Annotated in this window: 18 protein-coding genes and 2 pseudogenes; 3 read left to right on the plus strand and 17 right to left on the minus strand. The window is 36.9% G+C overall.

What is annotated here, in order from left to right; genetic code table 11:
• Nucleotides 1-45: 45 nt before the first annotated feature.
• Together J3U73_RS03275 and J3U73_RS03280 are read right to left on the minus strand one after the other, a co-directional pair.
• A complete protein-coding gene (locus J3U73_RS03275) occupies nt 46-261 on the minus strand; it encodes a YneF family protein (RefSeq protein WP_220268104.1) in 216 nt (71 codons plus the stop codon).
• A 68-nt stretch (nt 262-329) separates the two neighbouring features.
• Nucleotides 330-578, minus strand: a complete 249-nt coding sequence (locus J3U73_RS03280; protein WP_220268105.1) for a DUF896 domain-containing protein — start codon at nt 576-578, stop codon at nt 330-332.
• Nucleotides 579-730: 152 nt separating this feature from the next.
• Between J3U73_RS03280 and lexA the strand changes: the two genes are divergently transcribed.
• Nucleotides 731-1354: a transcriptional repressor LexA gene (gene lexA / locus J3U73_RS03285; RefSeq protein WP_267393188.1), complete on the plus strand. Its 624-nt coding sequence runs from the start codon at nt 731-733 to the stop codon at nt 1352-1354.
• 48 nt (nt 1355-1402) lie between these two features.
• Here lexA and J3U73_RS03290 read toward each other — a convergent pair whose 3' ends face one another.
• Nucleotides 1403-1762 carry a MerR family transcriptional regulator gene (locus tag J3U73_RS03290; RefSeq protein ID WP_267393190.1) on the minus strand — a complete coding sequence of 120 codons (360 nt, stop codon included), beginning with the start codon at nt 1760-1762 and terminating at the stop codon, nt 1403-1405.
• Between the two features lie 62 nt (nt 1763-1824).
• Here J3U73_RS03290 and J3U73_RS03295 point away from each other — a divergent pair, with 62 nt between their 5' ends.
• On the plus strand, nt 1825-2121 hold the full coding sequence (locus J3U73_RS03295; protein ID WP_267393192.1) for a hypothetical protein: 297 nt from the start codon (nt 1825-1827) through the stop codon (nt 2119-2121).
• 274 nt (nt 2122-2395) lie between these two features.
• On the opposite strand, the gene J3U73_RS03300 is transcribed toward J3U73_RS03295, so the two are convergent.
• The 7 genes from J3U73_RS03300 to ylxM form a co-directional block, all read right to left on the minus strand.
• On the minus strand, nt 2396-3163 hold the full coding sequence (locus J3U73_RS03300) for a nucleoside phosphorylase (RefSeq protein WP_220268109.1): 768 nt from the start codon (nt 3161-3163) through the stop codon (nt 2396-2398).
• 98 nt (nt 3164-3261) lie between these two features.
• Nucleotides 3262-3609 carry a 50S ribosomal protein L19 gene (gene rplS / locus J3U73_RS03305; RefSeq protein WP_103751777.1) on the minus strand — a complete coding sequence of 116 codons (348 nt, stop codon included), beginning with the start codon at nt 3607-3609 and terminating at the stop codon, nt 3262-3264.
• Nucleotides 3610-3723: 114 nt separating this feature from the next.
• Nucleotides 3724-4449 (minus strand): tRNA (guanosine(37)-N1)-methyltransferase TrmD, encoded by a 726-nt coding sequence (trmD, locus tag J3U73_RS03310; RefSeq protein ID WP_267409544.1) that lies wholly within the window; start codon nt 4447-4449, stop codon nt 3724-3726.
• Entirely contained in the window at nt 4439-4954 is a 516-nt protein-coding gene (rimM, locus tag J3U73_RS03315) for a ribosome maturation factor RimM (protein ID WP_267393197.1), read from the minus strand. Before rimM ends, trmD begins: the two co-directional genes overlap by 11 nt.
• Nucleotides 4955-5026: 72 nt before the next feature.
• A complete protein-coding gene (gene rpsP / locus J3U73_RS03320; protein WP_103751780.1) occupies nt 5027-5299 on the minus strand; it encodes a 30S ribosomal protein S16 in 273 nt (90 codons plus the stop codon).
• Between the two features lie 85 nt (nt 5300-5384).
• Entirely contained in the window at nt 5385-6812 is a 1428-nt protein-coding gene (gene ffh / locus J3U73_RS03325; RefSeq protein ID WP_220219807.1) for a signal recognition particle protein, read from the minus strand.
• Nucleotides 6813-6815: 3 nt separating this feature from the next.
• Nucleotides 6816-7157 (minus strand): YlxM family DNA-binding protein, encoded by a 342-nt coding sequence (gene ylxM, locus J3U73_RS03330; RefSeq protein WP_220234639.1) that lies wholly within the window; start codon nt 7155-7157, stop codon nt 6816-6818.
• A 345-nt stretch (nt 7158-7502) separates the two neighbouring features.
• On the opposite strand from ylxM, the gene J3U73_RS03335 reads away from it, so the two are divergent.
• Complete coding sequence (locus tag J3U73_RS03335) at nt 7503-8930, plus strand: APC family permease (RefSeq protein ID WP_267393199.1); 1428 nt, start codon at nt 7503-7505, stop codon at nt 8928-8930.
• Between the two features lie 92 nt (nt 8931-9022).
• Here J3U73_RS03335 and J3U73_RS03340 read toward each other — a convergent pair.
• From J3U73_RS03340 to J3U73_RS03370, 7 genes and pseudogenes are all read right to left on the minus strand, one after another.
• Nucleotides 9023-9438, minus strand: a pseudogene (locus J3U73_RS03340) (family 1 glycosylhydrolase); the annotation flags it as partial.
• A gap of 50 nt (nt 9439-9488) precedes the next feature.
• Nucleotides 9489-10913, minus strand: a complete 1425-nt coding sequence (locus J3U73_RS03345; RefSeq protein WP_267409545.1) for a C69 family dipeptidase — start codon at nt 10911-10913, stop codon at nt 9489-9491.
• Between the two features lie 29 nt (nt 10914-10942).
• Nucleotides 10943-12244: a signal recognition particle-docking protein FtsY gene (gene ftsY, locus J3U73_RS03350; protein ID WP_267409546.1), complete on the minus strand. Its 1302-nt coding sequence runs from the start codon at nt 12242-12244 to the stop codon at nt 10943-10945.
• Between the two features lie 2 nt (nt 12245-12246).
• Nucleotides 12247-15810, minus strand: coding sequence for a chromosome segregation protein SMC (gene smc, locus J3U73_RS03355; protein WP_267409548.1), 3564 nt, complete (start codon nt 15808-15810; stop codon nt 12247-12249).
• Between the two features lie 12 nt (nt 15811-15822).
• Entirely contained in the window at nt 15823-16509 is a 687-nt protein-coding gene (gene rnc / locus J3U73_RS03360; RefSeq protein ID WP_267409549.1) for a ribonuclease III, read from the minus strand.
• Between the two features lie 140 nt (nt 16510-16649).
• Nucleotides 16650-17947: pseudogene (locus J3U73_RS03365) on the minus strand (ABC transporter substrate-binding protein).
• A 212-nt stretch (nt 17948-18159) separates the two neighbouring features.
• Nucleotides 18160-19929, minus strand: coding sequence for an oligopeptide ABC transporter substrate-binding protein (locus J3U73_RS03370; protein ID WP_267409550.1), 1770 nt, complete (start codon nt 19927-19929; stop codon nt 18160-18162).
• Nucleotides 19930-20085 lie beyond the last annotated feature (156 nt).

Here is a 20085-nt window from a genome sequence, read left to right on the forward strand (position 1 = left end):
CGGAGAAATAATCCTCCGTCTTTATTTTCAATTCAGTAAGATTGACTATTTTTGATGCTTCATCATGTTCATCACCTGGTTAACCTTCTTAGCGGAAGGCTTTTGCCCCATTTGTGACATCATGGCAACGATCATATCCTCACTGATTGGTGGATTATCTTTAAAGTATTTCTTCATGTATGCTCTTGCACCATAAAAACCGCCAACAAGGCCAATTAATAATGCAATAATAATTAAAACAATTACTAATCCTAATTTCATAGAAAATCACCTCAATTTGTCCAATAGATATATCTTACCGAAAATTTAAGCAAATTTAAAGACGTAAATTAGTCTTTTCGCAAACCTTTCTTGCGCTGAGCTTTCTTCGCTTTTTCGGAAGTAATTTCCTTGCCATTTTTATCAATTATGACCAAGTTTTCAACGTCTTGCTTAAAACCGGCGCGAAAGTTTTTGATAAATTCTTGATGAAGTTTTTTACGTTCCTTTTCTTCTTCATCAGATAATCCCTCTTTTTCTTTCTTATGATATAGTTCGTTTATTCGATTAATCATCTTTTTTTCATTGTCTTCCGTCATTTTTTGCACCTCTTTCGCACTTCTCAATAAAAAAAGTCTACCCTATTTCTACTAATAAAAAAAGTTTAAATTTTTAGAACGCTTGTTTGTATTATGTCTTAATTTCTGTTAGAATATGCTTATCAGGAAATAGACTATCATGGGAGCCAAGAATGACTAACAAACAAAGTTCAAAACAATTACAAATTTTACGTTATATCTATGACACAGTTGAAAAGCGCGGATTTCCACCAACCGTGCGAGAAATCTGCCAAGGAGTTCAACTTTCTTCGACTTCGACTGTTCACGGTCATTTGTCACGGTTGGAACGCAAAGGCCTTATTCTTAAGGATGCCACCAAGCCACGAGCATTGGAAATAACAGAAAAAGGTAAGAAAGCTATTGGCGTTAAGCCAACTGAAATTCCTGTTGTCGGTGTTGTTACTGCCGGTCAGCCAATTTTAGCAGTTGAAGATATCGAAGATTACTTTCCTCTTCCACCAGATTTAGAAAATGATGCTGGTGACTTGTTCATGCTACATGTTCATGGAGAAAGTATGATTAATGCTGGTATTTTAAACGGGGACAATGTTATTGTTCGTAAACAAAGCTCAGCAACAAACGGTGAAATTGTTGTTGCCATGACAGATGAAAACGAAGCAACTGTTAAACGTTTTTATAAGGAAAAAGATCATTATCGCCTTCAACCTGAAAATGATAACATGGCACCGATTATTCTTAATAGTGTTCATATCTTAGGTAAAGTTGTTGGTCTTTACCGCAATAATATTAATTAGCTTAAAAAGTTTTTAGTCTGTTAGATTGTTTAATTAATAACTGTTCATTTACTTAATGAGCAGTTTTTTTAGTGCTTTTTTCAATGCCACTAAAGCTTTTTTTCTGTGACGCAGTTCTCTGATTGCAGCATCATTTTCCGCTATTTTTTCTTCGATTAGCCGAAGATTTTGCTCATGCTGCTTTTTTGTGCCACATGACTGGTCATGCAATTCTTTGATTGCGCAAATTTCTTTTAGTGAAAAGCCCAATTCTTGTAAGTTTTTTATTTCCAGAAATGATTCTACTTCATTATCAGTAAACCAATAATTTTTTCCCTTTCGTATTGGCGTTAATAAGCTTAATTCAAGATAAAACCTGACTGTATCCTTAGTAGTATTCATTTTAGTGATAAATTCTTTTAAATACATGTATATCCTCCTTGACGTTGGGTAAACCCCCTATAGTTAAATAGCGTTAGGAGGAAAGAAAATTGAAAATTTCAACTAATTTATTGACTATTATTTACGGAACAATAATGATAATTGCGGCCGTAGCTAGCATCCCCAAAATTCCTGTTTGGTTAATTGGCTTAAACGTTATCTCAAGCGTTTTATTAATATTGAGCTGCTTAACTGGTTACCATAAATATGCACCAATTTGTTTATTTGCACTTTTACTCATTGCGTTAATTAATGGCTATTGCCTAAACGGAAGAATCAATTGGCTTCACTGGTTTATCAGACTGACCATAACCATTGCTTTAAGTTGGTTAAACTGGTGTTTTTAAAAAAATGGCATTATTTAGTTTACAAAAGAGATCTTCTGTTTGCTATTTAATTCCGCTTCAATATATTTGTTACCATTTTTAACGTTAAGTCAAGTATAATCGCTTTCATAAAAAGAATCTGATGACTTTCCACATCAGCTATGCTTTTTAACTTCACAAAGTTTTCGGCATTTTTTAGTATTAAATTCCGATATTATAGCATTTTTATTTTACTTTGTGAATTATTCAGATGTTTCACTTTGGTTTCACAGTATAACTTTTCACAAAGTCAAAACTACAGTTGATCGAGTATGCTTGTTGCTAGTTCCAGTCCTTTACCATGCGCATCTATACCCCAGCCACGTTCTTGATGATTCTCAATATCATTAAGTGAATCGGCAGTAAACAGAATTTGCGCAAAATCAGCTTGCCGAAATTGTGCACAAGCAGCCATAGCGGCACATTCCATTTCAACGCATGCAGCACCAAGTTTCTTAAATTGCTTGACCTTTCTAGCAGTTTCCCTGAAAAAACCATCAGTAGTCCAAGTCGTTACCTCTTTGACTTTAAAACCATTTTGCACCATCAAGTTTTCAGTTTTAGTTAAAAAGGCTGAACGCAAATCAACGAAGTTGCCTGGTTCCATGTAGTGAAAAGATGTTCCTTCATCACGAATGGCTTTGGTCGGAACCAAAAAATAGTTTTCTGGCAGATCAACAAGTGTCCCTGCTGAACCGATTGCCAAAATCTGCTTGACACCATAGCTAATGAGCCAGTCTAGTATTTGAACCGCAGCAGGAGCGCCAAGCATTGCCTGACACAAAGTGATTTTTTCTTTGGGCATCTCCACCTCATAAATTAAGGTCATTTTACCAAAGCAATCGAAGTGACCCAAAACTCGGTGAGGATGCTGAGCTAAGAAGTCATCAATTGCTTCTTGCGTTAAAAAGGCAAAGAGCAATTTTGCATGAAAGTGATAATGCGTTTCATTTCTTTCATGATCTGGTTCTAAAACCGCACGCGGAGTTGAATCAAAATCTAATAAAAATGGTTTGCTCATCAAATTACCTCCAAATTAAGATATTGATTAAAATGCTATCATAAAAAGCACAAAAAAAGAACCATCTCTTAAATGCGAGATGGTTCTTTTTTAACAGTGAATTAACGACGTTTTTCCGCAATTCTTGCAGATTTACCGTGACGTTCACGTAAGTAGTAAAGCTTAGCACGACGAACACGACCGTGACGTAATACTTCAACTTTAGCTACACGAGGATCGTTAACTGGGAAGGTACGTTCAACACCAACACCAGAAGCAATCTTACGAACAGTGTATGTAGCAGCAATGCCTGCACCCTTACGCTTGATTACGACACCCTCAAACATCTGAATACGTTCATGACTACCTTCAACAACACGTACGTGAACACGAACTGTGTCACCAGCACGGAAGTCAGGAATATCATCACGTAATTGTTCTTTAGTCAATTCTTGAATTAATGGATCCATAATTTTTTCTCCTTCTGCGGCATTCATCAACGTTCTATGCGCCAGCGGAACACCCATAACTATTAATGCAAAAAATTTGCACCTCAATCATCTTAGCAAAATAAAGTTATTAAATCAAGCTTCATCATCTTCATGCTTAATTTCTGCAAGCAATTTCTTTTCTTCATCACTTAAGTGGTAATCTGCTAATAAATCCGGGCGATATAATACAGTAGCACGCAAAGATTCTTTCTTTCGCCATTCAGCAATTTTTTGGTGATTGCCAGAAGTTAATACTGCAGGAACTTTCATCCCCTCAAAATCTTCTGGCCTGGTATATTGCGGATATTCAAGCAGACCATGTGCAAAACTTTCTTCGATTGGTGAGGCAGCATTCCCTAAAATTCCTGGAAGTAAACGAACAGTAGCATCGATCATGCTCATTGTTGGCAACTCACCACCAGTTAAAACATAGTCCCCAATCGAAACAGTCTCGTCTGCTAAGTCATAAATCCGCTGATCAAAACCTTCATAGTGACCACAAATAAAGGTCAAATTTTCTTCTTGGGACCAATTTTGTGCCATCTTTTGGTTAAAAGTTTTACCCTGTGGAGCTGTTATAATGACTTTGCCCTTATTTGCTAGAGAATCCAATGCCTTTTTAATTGGCATAATTTGTAAAACCATACCTGCACCACCACCGTATGGCGTGTCATCAACGTGATGATGGACATCACTTGTGAAATCTCGAAAATTTACTAAGTTAAGATCCCATTTTCCATCTTCCAGTCCACGTCCTAACATTGAAGTTGTTAATGGGGTAAACATATCAGGAAAAAGAGTTAAAACATTAATCTTCATCGCGTAAGCCCTCCAATAACTCAACATAAACTTTTTTATTGGCAATATCGACTTGCTTAACGACCTCATCAATATATGGAATTAAATATTCATTGCCCGAGTCTTCGGTTATTTCCCAGACATCGTTTGCACCGGGGGTTTCAATACCCGTAATTTTGCCTAGGTCTTGTTTGGTTTCGTTATCCAAGACTTGGCAACCCAAAATATCGCGGTAATAGTAGGCGCCAGCAGGTAATTCGTGTTGGTTTTCCTGACTAATTACGATTGTTTCTCCCTTTAATTTTTCAGCATCATCAATCGTACTGATTTCTTCAAACTGCAATAGCCAGAATTGTTTAAATGGTCGACTGCTTTTAACGGTTAGGACAAAATTGGGATTGTCTTTTAAAGAAAGCTCACTACCCGGTGAAAAACGTTCTTCAGGAAAATCAGTAATTACTGTTACCTTGACTTCTCCATTTAGACCATGTGTGCTCAGTATGCATGCGACATCGTAATATTGCATTTCTTCTCCTAAATTCAACAAAGAAAAAAGTTTGAAGCAAACTGCTTCAAACTTTTAAAGTAAACAAATCAATTATTTGTTAAATTTTGATTCATGCAGCTTCTTCATTAAGCCGGCACCAGAAAGAAGTGACCGAACAGTGTCTGAAGGTTGTGCACCCTTCTTTAACCATTCAAAGATTTTATCTTCATCAAGCTTCAATTCTTTTGGTTCTGAAACTGGGTTGTAGTAACCAACTTCTTCGATAAAACGACCATCACGAGGCATTCTTGAGTCTGCTACGACTATTCTGTAGAAAGGCTTTCTCTTGGCACCCATGCGGCGCATACGAATTTTAACTGACATATTAAATTCCTCCTAAAAACTTACGAATAATAATATAGCACTTTTCAAAATAGGTGTAAAGTGTTTTTCCTTAACAGATATTTTTTTAAGAATGATAACGCTTGACTTTCATTCTCTTCTTCTTGTTCTTCTTAAACTTTTTACCCATGCGGCGCATTGCAATCTTGCCCATTGGTGAATCCATTCCAGGAAGATTGCCCATGCCCTTTAGATTACCCTTTGTAATCTTGCTCATCATATCACGGGCTTGTTTGAATTGCTTAATCATTCGGTTAACTTCAACGATTGGTCGTCCAGAACCTGCAGCAATTCGCCGGCGCCGACTTGGGTTAAGCAATTCGGGATTTTCCCGTTCTGCTTCTGTCATTGAAGAAATGATTGCTTTGACGTAAACAATCTGTTTCTTATCAAAATTCATGTTCTTCAATTGTGGGTTATTGGCCATGCCTGGAATCATTTTAATTAACTGATCAAGCGGCCCCATCTTTTCAACTTGTTCAAGCTGGTCTACGAAGTCATTAAAATCGAAGGTATTCTCCTTCATTTTCTCTGCAACTTCTTCAGCCTTTTTGGCATCGTAATCTTGCTGCGCCTTTTCAATTAAGGTCAGCATGTCTCCCATGCCTAAAATTCTTGAAGCCATCCGGTCAGGGTGGAATTGTTCCAGATCACTTAACTTTTCACCTTGACCAGTATAAATAATTGGCTTACCAGTGACAGCTCGAATTGATAAAGCTGCACCACCACGGGTATCACCATCAAGTTTAGTTAAAATTACCCCAGTAATATCTAGTCGACTATCAAAACCTTTAGCCACATCCGTAGCGGCTTGACCTGTCATGGCATCGACGACAAGCAAAATGTTGTCTGGTTGAGCAACCTTTTTAACTTGCTCAAGCTCTTCCATTAATGGTTCATCGATTTCTAGTCGACCAGCAGTATCGATAATTACATAATCATTTTTATTGTCATCAGCCTGCTTTAAGCCATTTTCAACTATTTTGGCAACATTTTTTTCATCGTGTTCACTATAAACAGGAACATTTAACTGCTCACCAATTTGTTCAAGTTGATCAATTGCGGCGGGACGATAAATATCACCGGCAATTAACAATGGACGAGCTTTATCCTTGTCAATTAACCGCTTAGCTAATTTACCCACCGTAGTCGTCTTACCAGTACCCTGAAGACCAACCATCATAATGATCGTCGGAATATGCTTGGACTTGTTAAGAGTGGCTGCACTCTCACCCATCATCTTGGTCAGTTCATCGTTGACGATCTTAATTACTTGCTGACCAGGATTCAGGCTTTCCTGAACTTCTTTGCCCAGAGCCTCTTTTTTAATCTTTTTAATGAAGTCTTTGACAACTTTAAAATTAACATCGGCCTCTAACAATGCCAATCTAATTTCTCGGCTAGCAGTATTGATATCTTCTTCGGAAATTTTACCTTTGCCAGTTAGGTTGCGTAACGCTTTTTGAATTCGTTCACTTAAATTTTCAAAAGCCATGAATCATTCTCCCCTCATTTTACTTAATAATTGTTCTATTTGACTAAGCGCACATGCTTGTTGATTTTCTTTAATCGTTACAGAAATTTTAGTTAGTTTTTGTTCAATGTCATTATAATCTCTTTGCATATGCAATTTTTCTTCATAATTCGTCAAAAGCTTGCGGCAGCGCCGAAGGTTATCATAAACTGCCTGTCTTGATACCTGATGATTAAGAGCGATTTCTCCCAAGGATAGATCATTATAATAGTAATCTTCGAAATAGTCTTGCTGATTTTTGGTTAGCAATTTTCCGTAATAGGCATATAAATCACCTAATATTTCATTTTTTACGAGTTCATCCATTACTTTCACCTTGAACCAGTATAGCAAAAATACGGGTAATTGACGATCGAGAAAGCTAATATTGTCTGAAAATCTCCTACTGCGAAACTTGCTTTTTGATATTAATGCCTGTATTATTACGAATGTTTATTTCACATAGAAATATAGTAGAATAATTACAAAATTATTTGATAGGACTTAACTTTTTTAAAAACAACTATCATAATAGATAAGTAATATTAAAATCAATTTTAAAGCGATCCAAAGTAGTTTGATTATCAACTAGCAGTTTTGCTTGAACAATTAGCTGAACTTGGATCATTTTAAGTCCTCAGATTTCGGAAAAAATAATAAGGAGATTTTAACGTGAATTTATGGAAAAAAATGAATCGAAAAGAAAATCCTAGTATTTATCAAGAAAAAGACGGACATTTAGTTCGAACATTAAAAGTACGGGATTTTTTAGCACTTGGTGTTGGGACCATTGTCTCTACGTCGATTTTCACTTTACCTGGTGAAGTGGCAGCTTTACATACGGGCCCAGCTGTAGCAATTTCCTGTGTGATTGCATCAATCGTCGCTGGACTTGTTGCTTTTGCCTACGCTGAAATGGCAGCAGCGATGCCATTTGCAGGTTCAGTTTATTCCTGGATCAATGTTATTTTTGGCGAATTTTGGGGTTGGTTCTCAGGTTGGGCTTTATTAGCGGAATACCTAATCGGTATGGCTTTTGTTGCTTCTGGATTATCAGCTAACTTTCGTGCCTTAATTTCTCCCCTAGGTTGGCGCCTGCCAAATGCTTTAGTTAATCCTCTTGGAGTTAACGGCGGAGTTTTAGATTTAGTTGCCCTAATCGCTATTTTTTTGTGTGCTATTTTAGTTAGCTTCGGTGTTTCAAAAGCCTCCAAAGTAGAAAACTTTTTAGTGATAATTAAAGTCTTGGCAATTATTTTGTTTGTTGTGGTTGGTTTAACTGCAATTAAAAAAGCTAATTTTCTACCTTTTGTGCCGCATTACCGGACAACCAGCCACGGTCCTTTCGGAGGTTGGCAAGGTATCTACGCTGGTGTATCAATGATTTATATTTCTTTTTTAGGCTTTGACACAATTGCTTCAAATTCAGCTGAAGCCGTTAATCCGCAAAAAACAATGCCACGAGGTATTATTGGTTCATTATTAATTGCTGTCGTTTTATTTGTTGCAGTTAGCCTCGTATTGGTTGGAATGGTACCATATCACCAATACCTTAATTCAGCCGAGCCCGTTGGCTACGCTCTGCGTCATACTGGACATGGCGTAATTGCTGTAATCGTTCAATCTGTCGCCGTTTTAGGGATGTTTACGGCATTAATTGGTTTATGCATGGCCAGCTCACGCTTAGTGTATTCTTTTGGCCGAGATGGGATGTTACCTAAAAAATTAGGAAAATTAAATAGTGATCATCGTCCTGCCAATTCACTCTGGACAGTTGCAATCGTAGCTATTATCATTTCTGCCTTTATTCCTTTTTCATTTTTAACACAACTGGTTTCCGCAGGTACTCTGATTGCCTTCATGTTTGTTTCAATTGGAATTTATCGTCTGCGGCCTAGAGAAGGTCATGATATTGTGGATCCTGCATTTAAGATGCCTCTTTATCCCATCCTACCGTTCCTAGCCTTTTTAGGTTCTTTCGCAGTTTTCTGGGGATTAGATCTACAAGCCAAAAAGTATATGCTCTTCTGGTCAATCATCGGGATACTAATTTATTGCTTTTACGGTATCAGACATTCCAACATTAATAATAGAAAATAAAAAAGCCTCTCGCTAACTAAATGATCGGTACCGTGTCAAGTAAACGGTCGAAATATTAGCGGGAGGTTTTTTACTTACCACACATTTTTCACCTATTCTTCCAGCAAGAAGCTTTTAGGAATCTTTTGACCAAAATGCAGCAATTTCTGATACCAATAAAAAGAATCTTTAAAAAAGCGGCGATTGGTTTCTTTACCTTCATCGTTTAGATCAACATAGATTAAACCATATCGTTTAGACATTTGCGTTGTAGACGCTGATACCATATCTGTTGTCCCCAAAATTAAGTAGCCAATTAGCTCAATTCTATCATTTGCCCAAGATATTAACATTTCTCTGATATGTTCTTTTAAATAGGCAATGCGGTAATCATCATGAACACGACCGTCAGGAGTCAAGCGATCACGATCAGTAGCACCAAGACCATTTTTGACAATAAAAAGAGGTTTTGATACCGATCATACAAATATATTAATGTTAGCCGTAACCCAATCGGATCGATTTGCCAAGTAAAAACTTGTATTTCACAATCTGTGTCATACAAGTTTCTTCTAAAGATTATAAATTAGCATCCATGTTAAAAGTTAATTTTGACATGTTAATGGAATCAATCATCATTTGCGCCCATAATTTTTCTGAACGCTTACGAGTATAAGCAACTGTTTCTTGGTTCGCCTTTGTTAAGTATTCAGTTAAGGCAGCACCGGACTTATCGCCAGCACCATCAATTATTTCGTGCACACGACGTCTGAAATATTGATTCAACTCATTTAAATAATCAGTATCCAACTGAACAAATTGTGGATAATGGCTTTCAACTAGTGCAGCAAGAGACTTGTAATACCACCATGCATCATTCATGTTGTAGTCCATTGATGTATTGTTATATGAAGGATCAGTATCACTCATATTTGCAAAGAATGGTACAAATGGCGTAAAAGTAGGTCCACCAATACATAGCCACATGATAGCTGCCTTATCAGCAGCAACATCATTTCTAATTTGTAAAATATGCGCATTTTGAGTCCGATTTAAACCAATTGGACGGAAACGGTACTTTTCTTCTTCTGTTCCCTTGCCAAAAGGATCAAACGGAGTATTTTGATAATGGCTTCCTAAGACAAATTCGATATCTTCACGGGTAATTTTCTTAGCAGCCCGGCGAATAAATGGCAAATCACCATCAGTTGGTTCTTGTTCAATTTCAGGATTAAAATACTTTTGCCCATACCATACACGATTAGTGTTGTAATAACGATCTTGTTGACTGTAAGTACCAAAAATATGACGGAAATTCCAACCTTCATGGTCAACATTTAGGTGGTGATCAGCAACAAATTCTCGTATACCGTCACTCCACATGAAGTTATCTGAATCAGTGAAGTCAACCTGCTCAATTGAAACCCGATTAGCCGCAACAGCGTATGCATCATCTGGGATACGCTGTGCAACCCAATGATGACCAGTTACAATTTCCATGTACCAAATTTCATCTTTGTCACCGAATAAAACAGAGTTGCCCGCAGGTGATCCGTATTTGGCAATTAATTTGCCTAAAAATTGGACACCATCTTTGGCCGAATGAATGTATGGTAAAACAACCGACTGCATACAATCTTCATCTAAACCATCCTTCACCAAGGGATCATAGGCCAAAGCACGTTCATTACCATAGGTTGATTCTGTACAAGACATTGCAACATTATCTTGGTTAATCCCACTTTCATCGTAATAACCCCGGTGCTTGTAATCAACATTAGGTACTGCAGGCACACGTTGTGCATCTTCTGGAAGATCCATTTCAAACTTATTAAGCCATGATTTTATCTTCCGCCCCTTTTCGCCTTTTGCCTCTGGGTGAATAATAAATTTTTGCGGGGTAATTGGTCGAAAAGTATCGTCATTTCGAGCAATCATCGTTGAACCGTCAACGGATGCTTTTTTCCCAACCAAAATAGTTGTACATGCGCTATATTCTTTCATTAATAAACTCCTTTTGTTTTTTCTTTATCTTAAACCAAATCATGGAAAAGACCAACTGCATAATCAGCCGCGTCAAAATCGGCTAAGTCGCTAGCTTTTTCGCCTAAGCCAACCAATTTTACAGGTAATTTCATTTCATTTCTAATTGCTAAAACAACACCACCCTTTGAAGAGCCGTCCAACTTGGTTAACACCAAGCCAGTCAATTTTGTCGTTTTATCAAAGTCCTTGGCCTGCAATAATGCATTTTGTCCAGTTGATCCATCTAAAACTAATAAAGTTTCGGTTGGTTCATCCGGCGCCTGCTTTTTGATTGTTCGCTCAATTTTTTCGAGTTCACTCATCAGATTCTTTTTATTTTGAAGACGGCCGGCTGTATCAACCAACAAGTAATCAGCATGTTCCGCAATTGCTTTTGTTGTAGCATCAAATACAACAGAGGCTGGATCGGCCTGCTCTTTTCCAGTGACTACTGGGACATCAACTCGTTTGCCCCATTCGACTAATTGTTCAACTGCTCCAGCCCTAAAGGTATCAGCTGCCGCTAACAAAACAGATTTTCCTTCATCTTTGAATCGTTTAGCCAATTTGCCGATCGTTGTTGTTTTACCAGCACCATTTACACCGACAAATAAATAAATATTTGTTTTACCGTCATCGTGAGAGCGCAATTTTTCATTAGCTGCATCCCCATTTTGATCGTAAAGTTCAACTAATTTTTCAACGATCACTTTTTTCAAATCATCACGTGACTTCGCTTTTTGCAATTTGGCTTCGTCTCTTAGTGCAGTCGTTAATTGTTCAGCCGTCTCGTAACCAACATCTGACTCTATTAACAGTTCTTCCAAATCGTCAAAGAAATCTTCATCAACTGTTCTAAATTGAGCAAAAAATTTATTTAAACGTGCTCCAAAGCCTTGGTTGGTCTTTTCTAGCCCTTTTTCATAAAGCTCAGTTTGGCTATCAGATTGATCAGCTTCTTCTTCAGCTTCATCTGCTTCAGACTTTGCCGTTACGTCACTTGAAGCGGTATCGCTTCTCTGAGACTGGTTTTCAGTTTCAACCGCAACCAGCTTTTGTCCATCTTCCTCTTCTGCCTTATTTGCAGCTGAACTTTTTGCTGAATTGTCGGACTGACTGTCAGCAGCACTTTCATTTAGCTGACTATTTTCCTCTTCTTGCTCAGATTCAGAAAGCTTTTCAGAATCGCTATTTGCCTGATCGTCATCTTGAGCCTCTTTGTCTTGGGATTTCTCTTCAGATTTTTTATTCTTTTCCTCTTCTTCATTGTCGCCAAACAATGATTTTTTAATTTTATCAAATAAACCCAATGTTAATTTACCTCATTTTTTAGTTCTTTTAATGAAACGGAAAGTACCTGCGATACACCAGACTCCTGCATCACAACGCCATATAATTGGTCAGCACGCTCCATCGTGCCCCGCCTGTGCGTGATTACAATGAATTGCGTATGCATATCATAATCTTCTAAAAACTTAGCAAAACGCGTTACATTAGCATCATCAAGTGCTGCCTCGACTTCATCTAATACGCAAAATGGTACTGGTTTGTATTTCAGCATAGCAAACAATAATGTAATAGCAGTCAGTGCCCTTTCCCCTCCCGAAAGTAGGCTTAGTCGCTGCAATTTCTTGCCAGGCGGTTGCGCAATAATTTCGACACCCGTCGTTAACATATCATCTGGATTGGTTAAAACAAGTTTCGCATTCCCTCCGCCGAAGACTACAGGAAATAGTTGCGTGAAACTCTCAGATACAGCGCTAAACGTGGCGTTAAACCTAGCAGAAACTTCTTGATCAAGTTCTGCCATTGATTCCCGCAAATTATCGCGCCCCTTGATTAAATCATTTTGCTGGTTGTTCAGAAAATCATATCTCTTCTTAACGTCTTCATATTCTTCAATTGACTTAATATTTACCGGACCAATATCTTCAATTGACATTTTATGCAATTTGACACTTTTTTGCAGTCGCTGACGGGTTTCTTCATCATTTTCACAGTCGGCTTGGGCTAAAGCTGCCTCAAATGTCAACGAATAATCTTTACTTAGTTGATCTAAGCGCTGATCGATTTGACTAGTTAACTGTGCAATTTTGACGGAAAAGCTTTCTTGTTCTGCCGCAGCATCTTTACGTAAATCATAGTTTCTGCTAGCAACTTGGTCTAGCTGCGTAATTTTAGCATCAGCCTTACCTAATTGGGAACTTAATTGACTTAACTGCGTTTGCAACTGCTCTTTTTTTACCGCTCCATTTTTTTGCTCTTCGTCCATTTGCTGCTTTTTTTGCTGGTCAAGTTGGCCACTCTCATTGAGCGTCGCCAACTTTTTAGTTAAAGCAGTAATTTGTTTTTCATGCTGATTTAAATCACGTTTTTTATCTGACTGTTGCTTGGTCAGATTTTCTAGTTTATTGGTATAAACTGCAATCTGTGGATCAAGTTCAGCTAATTTTTCCTGAACCTTTTGATTTAGAGCGGTAAAGTTTTCGATTCGATCCTGGATATTTTTAATTGCCGCTTTTTGTTGTTCAATTTGTTTAACAAAGCTAGCCTTTTGCTGCTCGGCTTTGGCAATCTTTTCCTTAAGCTCGACAACTTGTTCATCGCGTTCTTTTTTACGAACCTCAAATAACTGATTAGCCGCCTTTAAGCGGTTGACTTCTTTTTCTTGGTTTTGATAGGAAAGAACTGCCTCACCAAGTTCACGGCTATAATCCTGCTGTTTCTTTTGATTTTCGGTAATTTTTTGGTTTAAAGCATCACTTTCAGCAGCTAAGGCGGTAAAAACAGTTTGATCTTCTGTTAACTGCTTTTTTAATTGAACCCGGCTTTTTTGTAATTGATTAAGTTCAGTTACGGTTTGCAGTGGCGAATTATTTTTCTGGTTTCGCGTTCCCCCAGTCATTGAGCCTCCAGGCGAAATGACGTCACCATCTAACGTAACAATTCGGTAGCGAGCAATTCTCTGACGGATTTTCATGGCATTGTCAATTGTATCAACAATAATCGTACTGCCTAATAAATAATTGATAGCAGGTGTAATATCATAATCTGTGGCATTTTCTACTAACTGATTAGCAATTCCCTGAACGCCATCATAAGATTCGATAATTTTAACTGTTGAAGGCGGGATGGAATTTTCTCGTAAACTATCAAGCGGTAAGAACGTTGCACGACCAGAATGGCTACTTTTCAGTTGATTGATGGCATCACGGGCACTTGTCTTCGTGGTGGTAACTAAATCTTGCACACCGCCTCCAAGTGCAGTGGCCATTGCAGCTTCAAATTTAGCTGAAAAGGAGATTAACTCACCAATCGCACCGATTACGCCAGGATAGTTCGGTAAATTATTAAGAACATTTTTAACCCCATAATAATATCCTTCGTGCCGCTTACGAATGTTTTCTAAAGCTTCATAACGAGCATTTATCTGACTATAGCGCTGACTATTGGTATTGACAACTTGCCGCAAATCAGCTAATTTTTCCTGTTTTTCCGCTTGCTGACTTGTTAATGCATTAACCAGGTCTTTTTCTGCTTGATGCTTTTCCTTCAGTTGTTTGCCAGTTTCACGCAATCTGTCTAATTCTAAAGTTGCTTTTTGCAATTGAGCAGCAACATCATCATTTTGATATTCGTCATTTTCAGCCGTCCGTTTTAGTTCAGATTTCAAATAAACAATTTCATTATTATTAGAAGTCTGATCTTGCAAAAGTTGGATATAATCGCTTCTTAAATCATCTAATTTTTGTGATAACTTAGTCGGATTTTCATCTAATTGGTTAGTTAATTCTGTCCGTTGGTCTTGCAAAAGCTTTTGTTCAGCAGCTAAACTTTGCTTATTTTCGCTTAATTCAGAACATTCATTTTGTAAGGTTACCACTTGCTTTTTTAAATCAACTAATTCAGATTCATATTCTTTTTTAGTAGCTTCACTATACTGTTTACTTTGCTCAGCTACTTGTAAACTGGTATTTATTTCGGAAAGTTTCTTTGTCAAAGCCAGCAATTCCTCTTGAATTTGCTCACGCTGCCCGCTAATTTCTTTGTATTCATCCCTTTTAGCAGCCACTGCAGCTTGCGATTCTTTGACTTCGCGATCAAGCTTTGACAAAAGAACTTGATTTTGCTCAGCTTTAGTTTGAACGGACTTTTTTTGAATATCCAAATTCTCAATTTCAAAGGCTAAAAGTGTTTTCAGCTCTTGATCCAAGCCATCTTTTTGAAATTGGTATTCCTTTGCAAGAGAACTTTGCTCATGTAAAGGTTCAATTCGCTGTTCAAGTTCTTTTACTAAATCATTAATCCGAACCAAGTTATCAGTTGTTTGCTCAAGTTGAACTCTCGCTTCTTCTTTTTGCTTTTTAAAATGTAAAATTCCCGCGGCCTCTTCAAATAACCCCCGGCGGTCTTCAGGGTGCGAATTCAAGATTTGATCAACCCGACCTTGAGAAATGATGGCTAAGCTATCTTGCGAAATCCCTGAATCTAAGAAAAGCGCTCGAATATCTTTTTGTCTAACATTACGTTTATTAATCAGATATTCATTATCGCCTGAACGTAAGATACGCCTAGAGATGATAACTGGATCTTCATCAAAATTAAGTTCACGTTTATGATTATCAAAGATCATCGACACTTCGGCATGGCTAGCAGGCTTACGAAATTCACTTCCAGCAAAAATCACATCTTTCATATTCGAACCCCGGAGTGATTTTGCACTGGATTCACCCATTACCCAGCGAATAGCTTCCGTAATATTACTTTTACCACTACCATTTGGTCCAACAATGCCGGTAATTCCTGTATCAAATTTAATTCTGGTTTTTTCTGCAAAAGATTTAAAACCATCAATAATAAGTTCTGTTAACGGCAAGTACTCACCCCCCTAATTGAGATTACGCAAAGCTGCACGTGCTGCTTCTTGTTCCGCAGCTTTTTTATTATGTCCTTTGCCTTGTGATAATACTTTACCATTAACTACCAGTTGAACGGTAAATCGTGATGGCATTTGTTCTTCTTTTAACACTTCGTACTCAATTTTTACTGGACCATCTTGTTGTAAAAATTCTTGCAAATCAGTTTTATAATCGCGAGAGGCATCAAATTTACCCGCATCAATCAACGGAAAAACTGTCAAACTCAAAAAGTGTTCAACTGCATCTATGCCCTGATCAAGAAAAAGGGCACCGTTGAAAGCCTCAAATACATCTTCCAAAAGTGTCTTGCGTGAACGAGCACCTGCTTTTTCTTCACCATGACCTAGATTTATTTCTGCTGGAAAGCCAAATTTTTGAGCGAATTCAGCGAAGCCTTCGGTATCAACAATGTTAGACCTCATGCGAGTCAATTCGCCTTCATTTAGCTGAGGAAAGTTGCGGTATAAATAATCTGAAATAGCCAATTCAAGTACTGCATCGCCTAAGAATTCAAGCTTTTCGTAATCACGCACGCCATCTCCCGGGTGTTCGTTGGCGTATGAAGAGTGAGTGAAAGCTTCTTCTAATAAATTTGGGTTATTAAATCTAATTTTATATTTTGTTTTTAATTGATTAATAAATTTCGTACTGACCATCTTTTCAACCCCTTTTTCTTTATAAATTATACCAGTTTTTGTAAGTGAAAATGAAAAAGAAAACTATTACACAGACTTTATGCAATAGTTTTCTTAATTTTTAAATATTTTAATTGTTGCTTATTCAGAAAAATTGCTTTCTACTTAGCAAAACCAACGCGATACCATAATTGATGACTGTTATTTATCTTTGAAGGTTTGAACGAATAACCAGTCAGCTTGCTATTAAGTGCATCAATTTGATATAGGTTATAAGTTGGTATAACATATGTCTCATCATTCATATACTTTTGCCATTCATGGAATTTTTCGACACGGTACTTGTGATCAAAGGCTTTTTGCGAATCCATTTCTTTCAACAGTTTGGTATTTTCAGGAGTAACAAACCGAGAGTAGTTTTGCATAGTTCTTCGCTATAAAGTTGTTCTTGTGATGGTTCACTTGATAACGTCCATCCACCTAAAAAGACATCAACTTTAGGATCATCATGCTGAACCTTATCATAGAAGGAATTAAATTCACTCAAGCAACCACCGACTAATTTAACGTTTAGGCCTGCTTTGCCCCATTGCCTGCCGAAGAGATTTATCGTTCATCTTGGCCTTTGGATTCATGACATTCTTTGATTGTTCAGCATCCCATTTATCTACTTTAAATGCCATGTAGTAATATGCCAAAGGAATTTGAGCAACAAAGTTTACGTCTTTAGTGTCCTTAACTTCCTTCCACTGACTATTAACTACCCGAGCAATATCAAATTTATGATTCTTGATTGACTGCGAAGCAGTTTTTGGTGAAACGACTTGATAAATAATTTTGGTTTGCTCCGCCAGTAATATTTGTTGGGAACCCAAGTAAGCGATTGTCCACGAACCACTTTTAGAACTTGATAAGGGCCAAAATATAATGGTTTCTTTCTAACTTGGTCAGAAGCTTCAAGTTTTGAAAATGGAATATCTTTTAAGTAATGATATGATGCTGCGTTTTCCCTAATATAGCCATTACCACTGTTATACAAACCGGACTTCAATTCTTTGCAGTGTAATATTACTACACGACCATTTTCGCCATCTGGCATTTCAATTCCAGAAATGGTTTTGGCTTTACGGTCTAATTTTAATGTAGCTGCTCTTTTATCATTAATTTTATAATGATCGTCAGTATCAAAAAGGGATTCTTTACAGGACTAGATACATCTGCACTAGGCTGATTCATTTGTAATTCTTTATTAAAAATGCCAGTAAATGGTGTATCAAACTATAGCGTTATTTTAATTGTATCGCCCTGTTTTGCAGTTTTATTTTCTGTCTCTATCGGAAACTTGCTGGCAGTTTGTGCACCTTCATTGCTTCTATTATTTGCTTTTACCACAAGCTATTAAAGCTACAGCTACTGCGGATACAAATCCCAGTGAACCTAGAAATTTACCTTTTTTCATAAAACGTGTTTCTTCTTATTAATTACTATTTTTTAATTGAGTATTAAAAACAAGTTATTGATTAAATAATATCATCAAAAATGAAAAATATAATGGCTTTATTCATATAATTATAATTATTCTGTATTATTGGTTTTATTAAAATCGCAAACAAAAAGAGCAGAGATCTTTTCTCTGCTCTTCAAAATTGATTACAAAAAATTATTTTAATCTTACTTAGCAAAAGCAACTTGGTACCATAATTGATGACCATTGTTTAATTTCGATGGTTTCAATGAGTAGCCAGTAATCTTACTATTAACAGCATCGATTTGGTATCTGTTCATTGTAGGTACAACATAAGCCTCATCAAACATGTACTTCTGCCATTCATGGAACTTATCGACACGGTACTTATGGTCAAAGGCTTTTTGAGAGTCCATTTCCTTAAGCAGTTTCGTATTTTCAGGTGTTACAAAACGTGAGTAATTGGACATTGTCCCTTCACTATACATTTGTTCTTGTGAAGGCTCAGTTGACAAGCCCCAAGCAGCAAGAAACATGTCTACGCTAGGGTCATCATTTTGTACCTTGTCGTAGAAAGAATTAAATTCTGTTAAACGACCATTAACTAAACTAACATTCAATCCAATTTTCTTCCATTGTTGAATAAAGTTTTGAATAAGAGGTTGTTGAATTGCCGTTCCTGACATTGCCAAAAGATTGATCTTTAATGGTTTTCCATTTGGCTGGACACGCCATTCACCCTTCTTCTTATAGCCGGCTTTATCCAAGAGTTGATTGGCTTTCTTTAAATTGTAAGTATATCCTTTAATATCTTTATCAAAATAATCACCAAATTGCTCTGGAATTAAAGTTGGTATTTGAAAGCTAAGTCCATCAGTATAATGTTTATATACAGCATCAGTATTCATAGCATAAGAAATAGCTTGACGTAATGATTTGTTATTCATCTTAGATTTAGGATTCATAACATTTTTCGACTTTTTAGCGTCCCATTTACCCACTTTAAAGCCTAAATAACCATAATAAAGTGGTATTTGTGCAACAAAGTTAACATCTTTAGTATCCTTAACGTTTTTCCATTGATCATTGGAGACACGTGTAATGTCAAATTTATGACTCTTAATTGCTTGGGAAGATGAGTTAGGCGAAATCACTTGATATGTAATTTTATCTAATTTTGGTTTCCCCCGCCAATAATACTTATTTGGAACCCAGGTTACAGATTGACCACGAACAATTTTTTGTACTTTATATGGTCCAAAAAATATAGGTCTCTTTCTTAATTGATCAGAAGACTCAAGTTTAGAAAATGGAATATCTTTTAAATAATGATATGGTGCAGCGTTTTCCCAGATATAACCGTTACCACTGTAATACATTCCTGGTTTTAATTCCTTGCAGTGTAATACTGCAACGCGACCGTTTTCACCATCAGGCATTTCAATCCCAGAAATGGTCTTGGCTTTATCTTCGTGGTATTCTTTCATACCATTAATTATATTAAATTGGGAGGCATAACGTTGTGATTTAGTTGCCTTATTGGCAATAATTTCGTATGCATATTCAATATCTTTGGCAGTTACTTGCTTGCCATCAGACCATTTTACGCCCTTTTTAATTGTAATCGTAGCGGTTTTAGCTTTACGATCAAGCTTTAAGGTAGCGGGGCCTTTATCATTAATCTTGTAATGATCATCCGTATCAAATAATGATTCTTGGCCAGGACTTGAAACGTCTGCACTAGGTTGGTCCATTTGTAATTCTTCATTAAAAACGCCAACAAAAGGTGTATTAACTACTTCAGCAACTTTAATCGAACCTCCTTGTTTCGCAGTCTTAGTTTTCGTTTCGATTGGAAACTTGCTGGCAGTTTTTGCACCTTCATTACTAGTACTGCTGCTCTTACCACAGGCAACTAATGTTAAAGCAGCAGCTGAAACAACTCCCAACGAACCTAAAAATTTACCCTTTTTCATAAAACGAGTTTCTCCTTCTTTATTATTAAATTTAATAGTGTTCGAAACAAGTTAATAATTAAATAATATCATTATAAATGAAAATTGCAACATAATAATTAATTTAAGCTTAATTTTACATGCTTTTTGTCTTTTATATTTTTAATCAAACAAAAA

Source organism: Lactobacillus sp. B4005 (assembly GCF_026536045.1).
GTDB lineage: Bacteria > Bacillota > Bacilli > Lactobacillales > Lactobacillaceae > Lactobacillus > Lactobacillus panisapium.

What these genes read in the sequence shown, in the direction of transcription:
- J3U73_RS03290 (WP_267393190.1), bottom strand. Translation starts at nt 1,762, where the DNA reads ATGTATTTAAAAGAATTTATCACTAAAATGAATACTACTAAGGATACA.
- rpsP (WP_103751780.1), bottom strand. Translation starts at nt 5,299, where the DNA reads ATGTCAGTTAAAATTCGTATGCGCCGCATGGGTGCCAAGAGAAAGCCT.
- J3U73_RS03280 (WP_220268105.1), bottom strand. Translation starts at nt 578, where the DNA reads ATGACGGAAGACAATGAAAAAAAGATGATTAATCGAATAAACGAACTA.
- rnc (WP_267409549.1), bottom strand. Translation starts at nt 16,509, where the DNA reads ATGGTCAGTACGAAATTTATTAATCAATTAAAAACAAAATATAAAATT.
- J3U73_RS03345 (WP_267409545.1), bottom strand. Translation starts at nt 10,913, where the DNA reads ATGAAAGAATATAGCGCATGTACAACTATTTTGGTTGGGAAAAAAGCA.
- rplS (WP_103751777.1), bottom strand. Translation starts at nt 3,609, where the DNA reads ATGGATCCATTAATTCAAGAATTGACTAAAGAACAATTACGTGATGAT.
- rimM (WP_267393197.1), bottom strand. Translation starts at nt 4,954, where the DNA reads ATGCAATATTACGATGTCGCATGCATACTGAGCACACATGGTCTAAAT.
- J3U73_RS03370 (WP_267409550.1), bottom strand. Translation starts at nt 19,929, where the DNA reads ATGAAAAAGGGTAAATTTTTAGGTTCGTTGGGAGTTGTTTCAGCTGCT.
- ffh (WP_220219807.1), bottom strand. Translation starts at nt 6,812, where the DNA reads ATGGCTTTTGAAAATTTAAGTGAACGAATTCAAAAAGCGTTACGCAAC.
- lexA (WP_267393188.1), top strand. Translation starts at nt 731, where the DNA reads ATGACTAACAAACAAAGTTCAAAACAATTACAAATTTTACGTTATATC.
- J3U73_RS03275 (WP_220268104.1), bottom strand. Translation starts at nt 261, where the DNA reads ATGAAATTAGGATTAGTAATTGTTTTAATTATTATTGCATTATTAATT.
- trmD (WP_267409544.1), bottom strand. Translation starts at nt 4,449, where the DNA reads ATGAAGATTAATGTTTTAACTCTTTTTCCTGATATGTTTACCCCATTA.
- ylxM (WP_220234639.1), bottom strand. Translation starts at nt 7,157, where the DNA reads ATGGATGAACTCGTAAAAAATGAAATATTAGGTGATTTATATGCCTAT.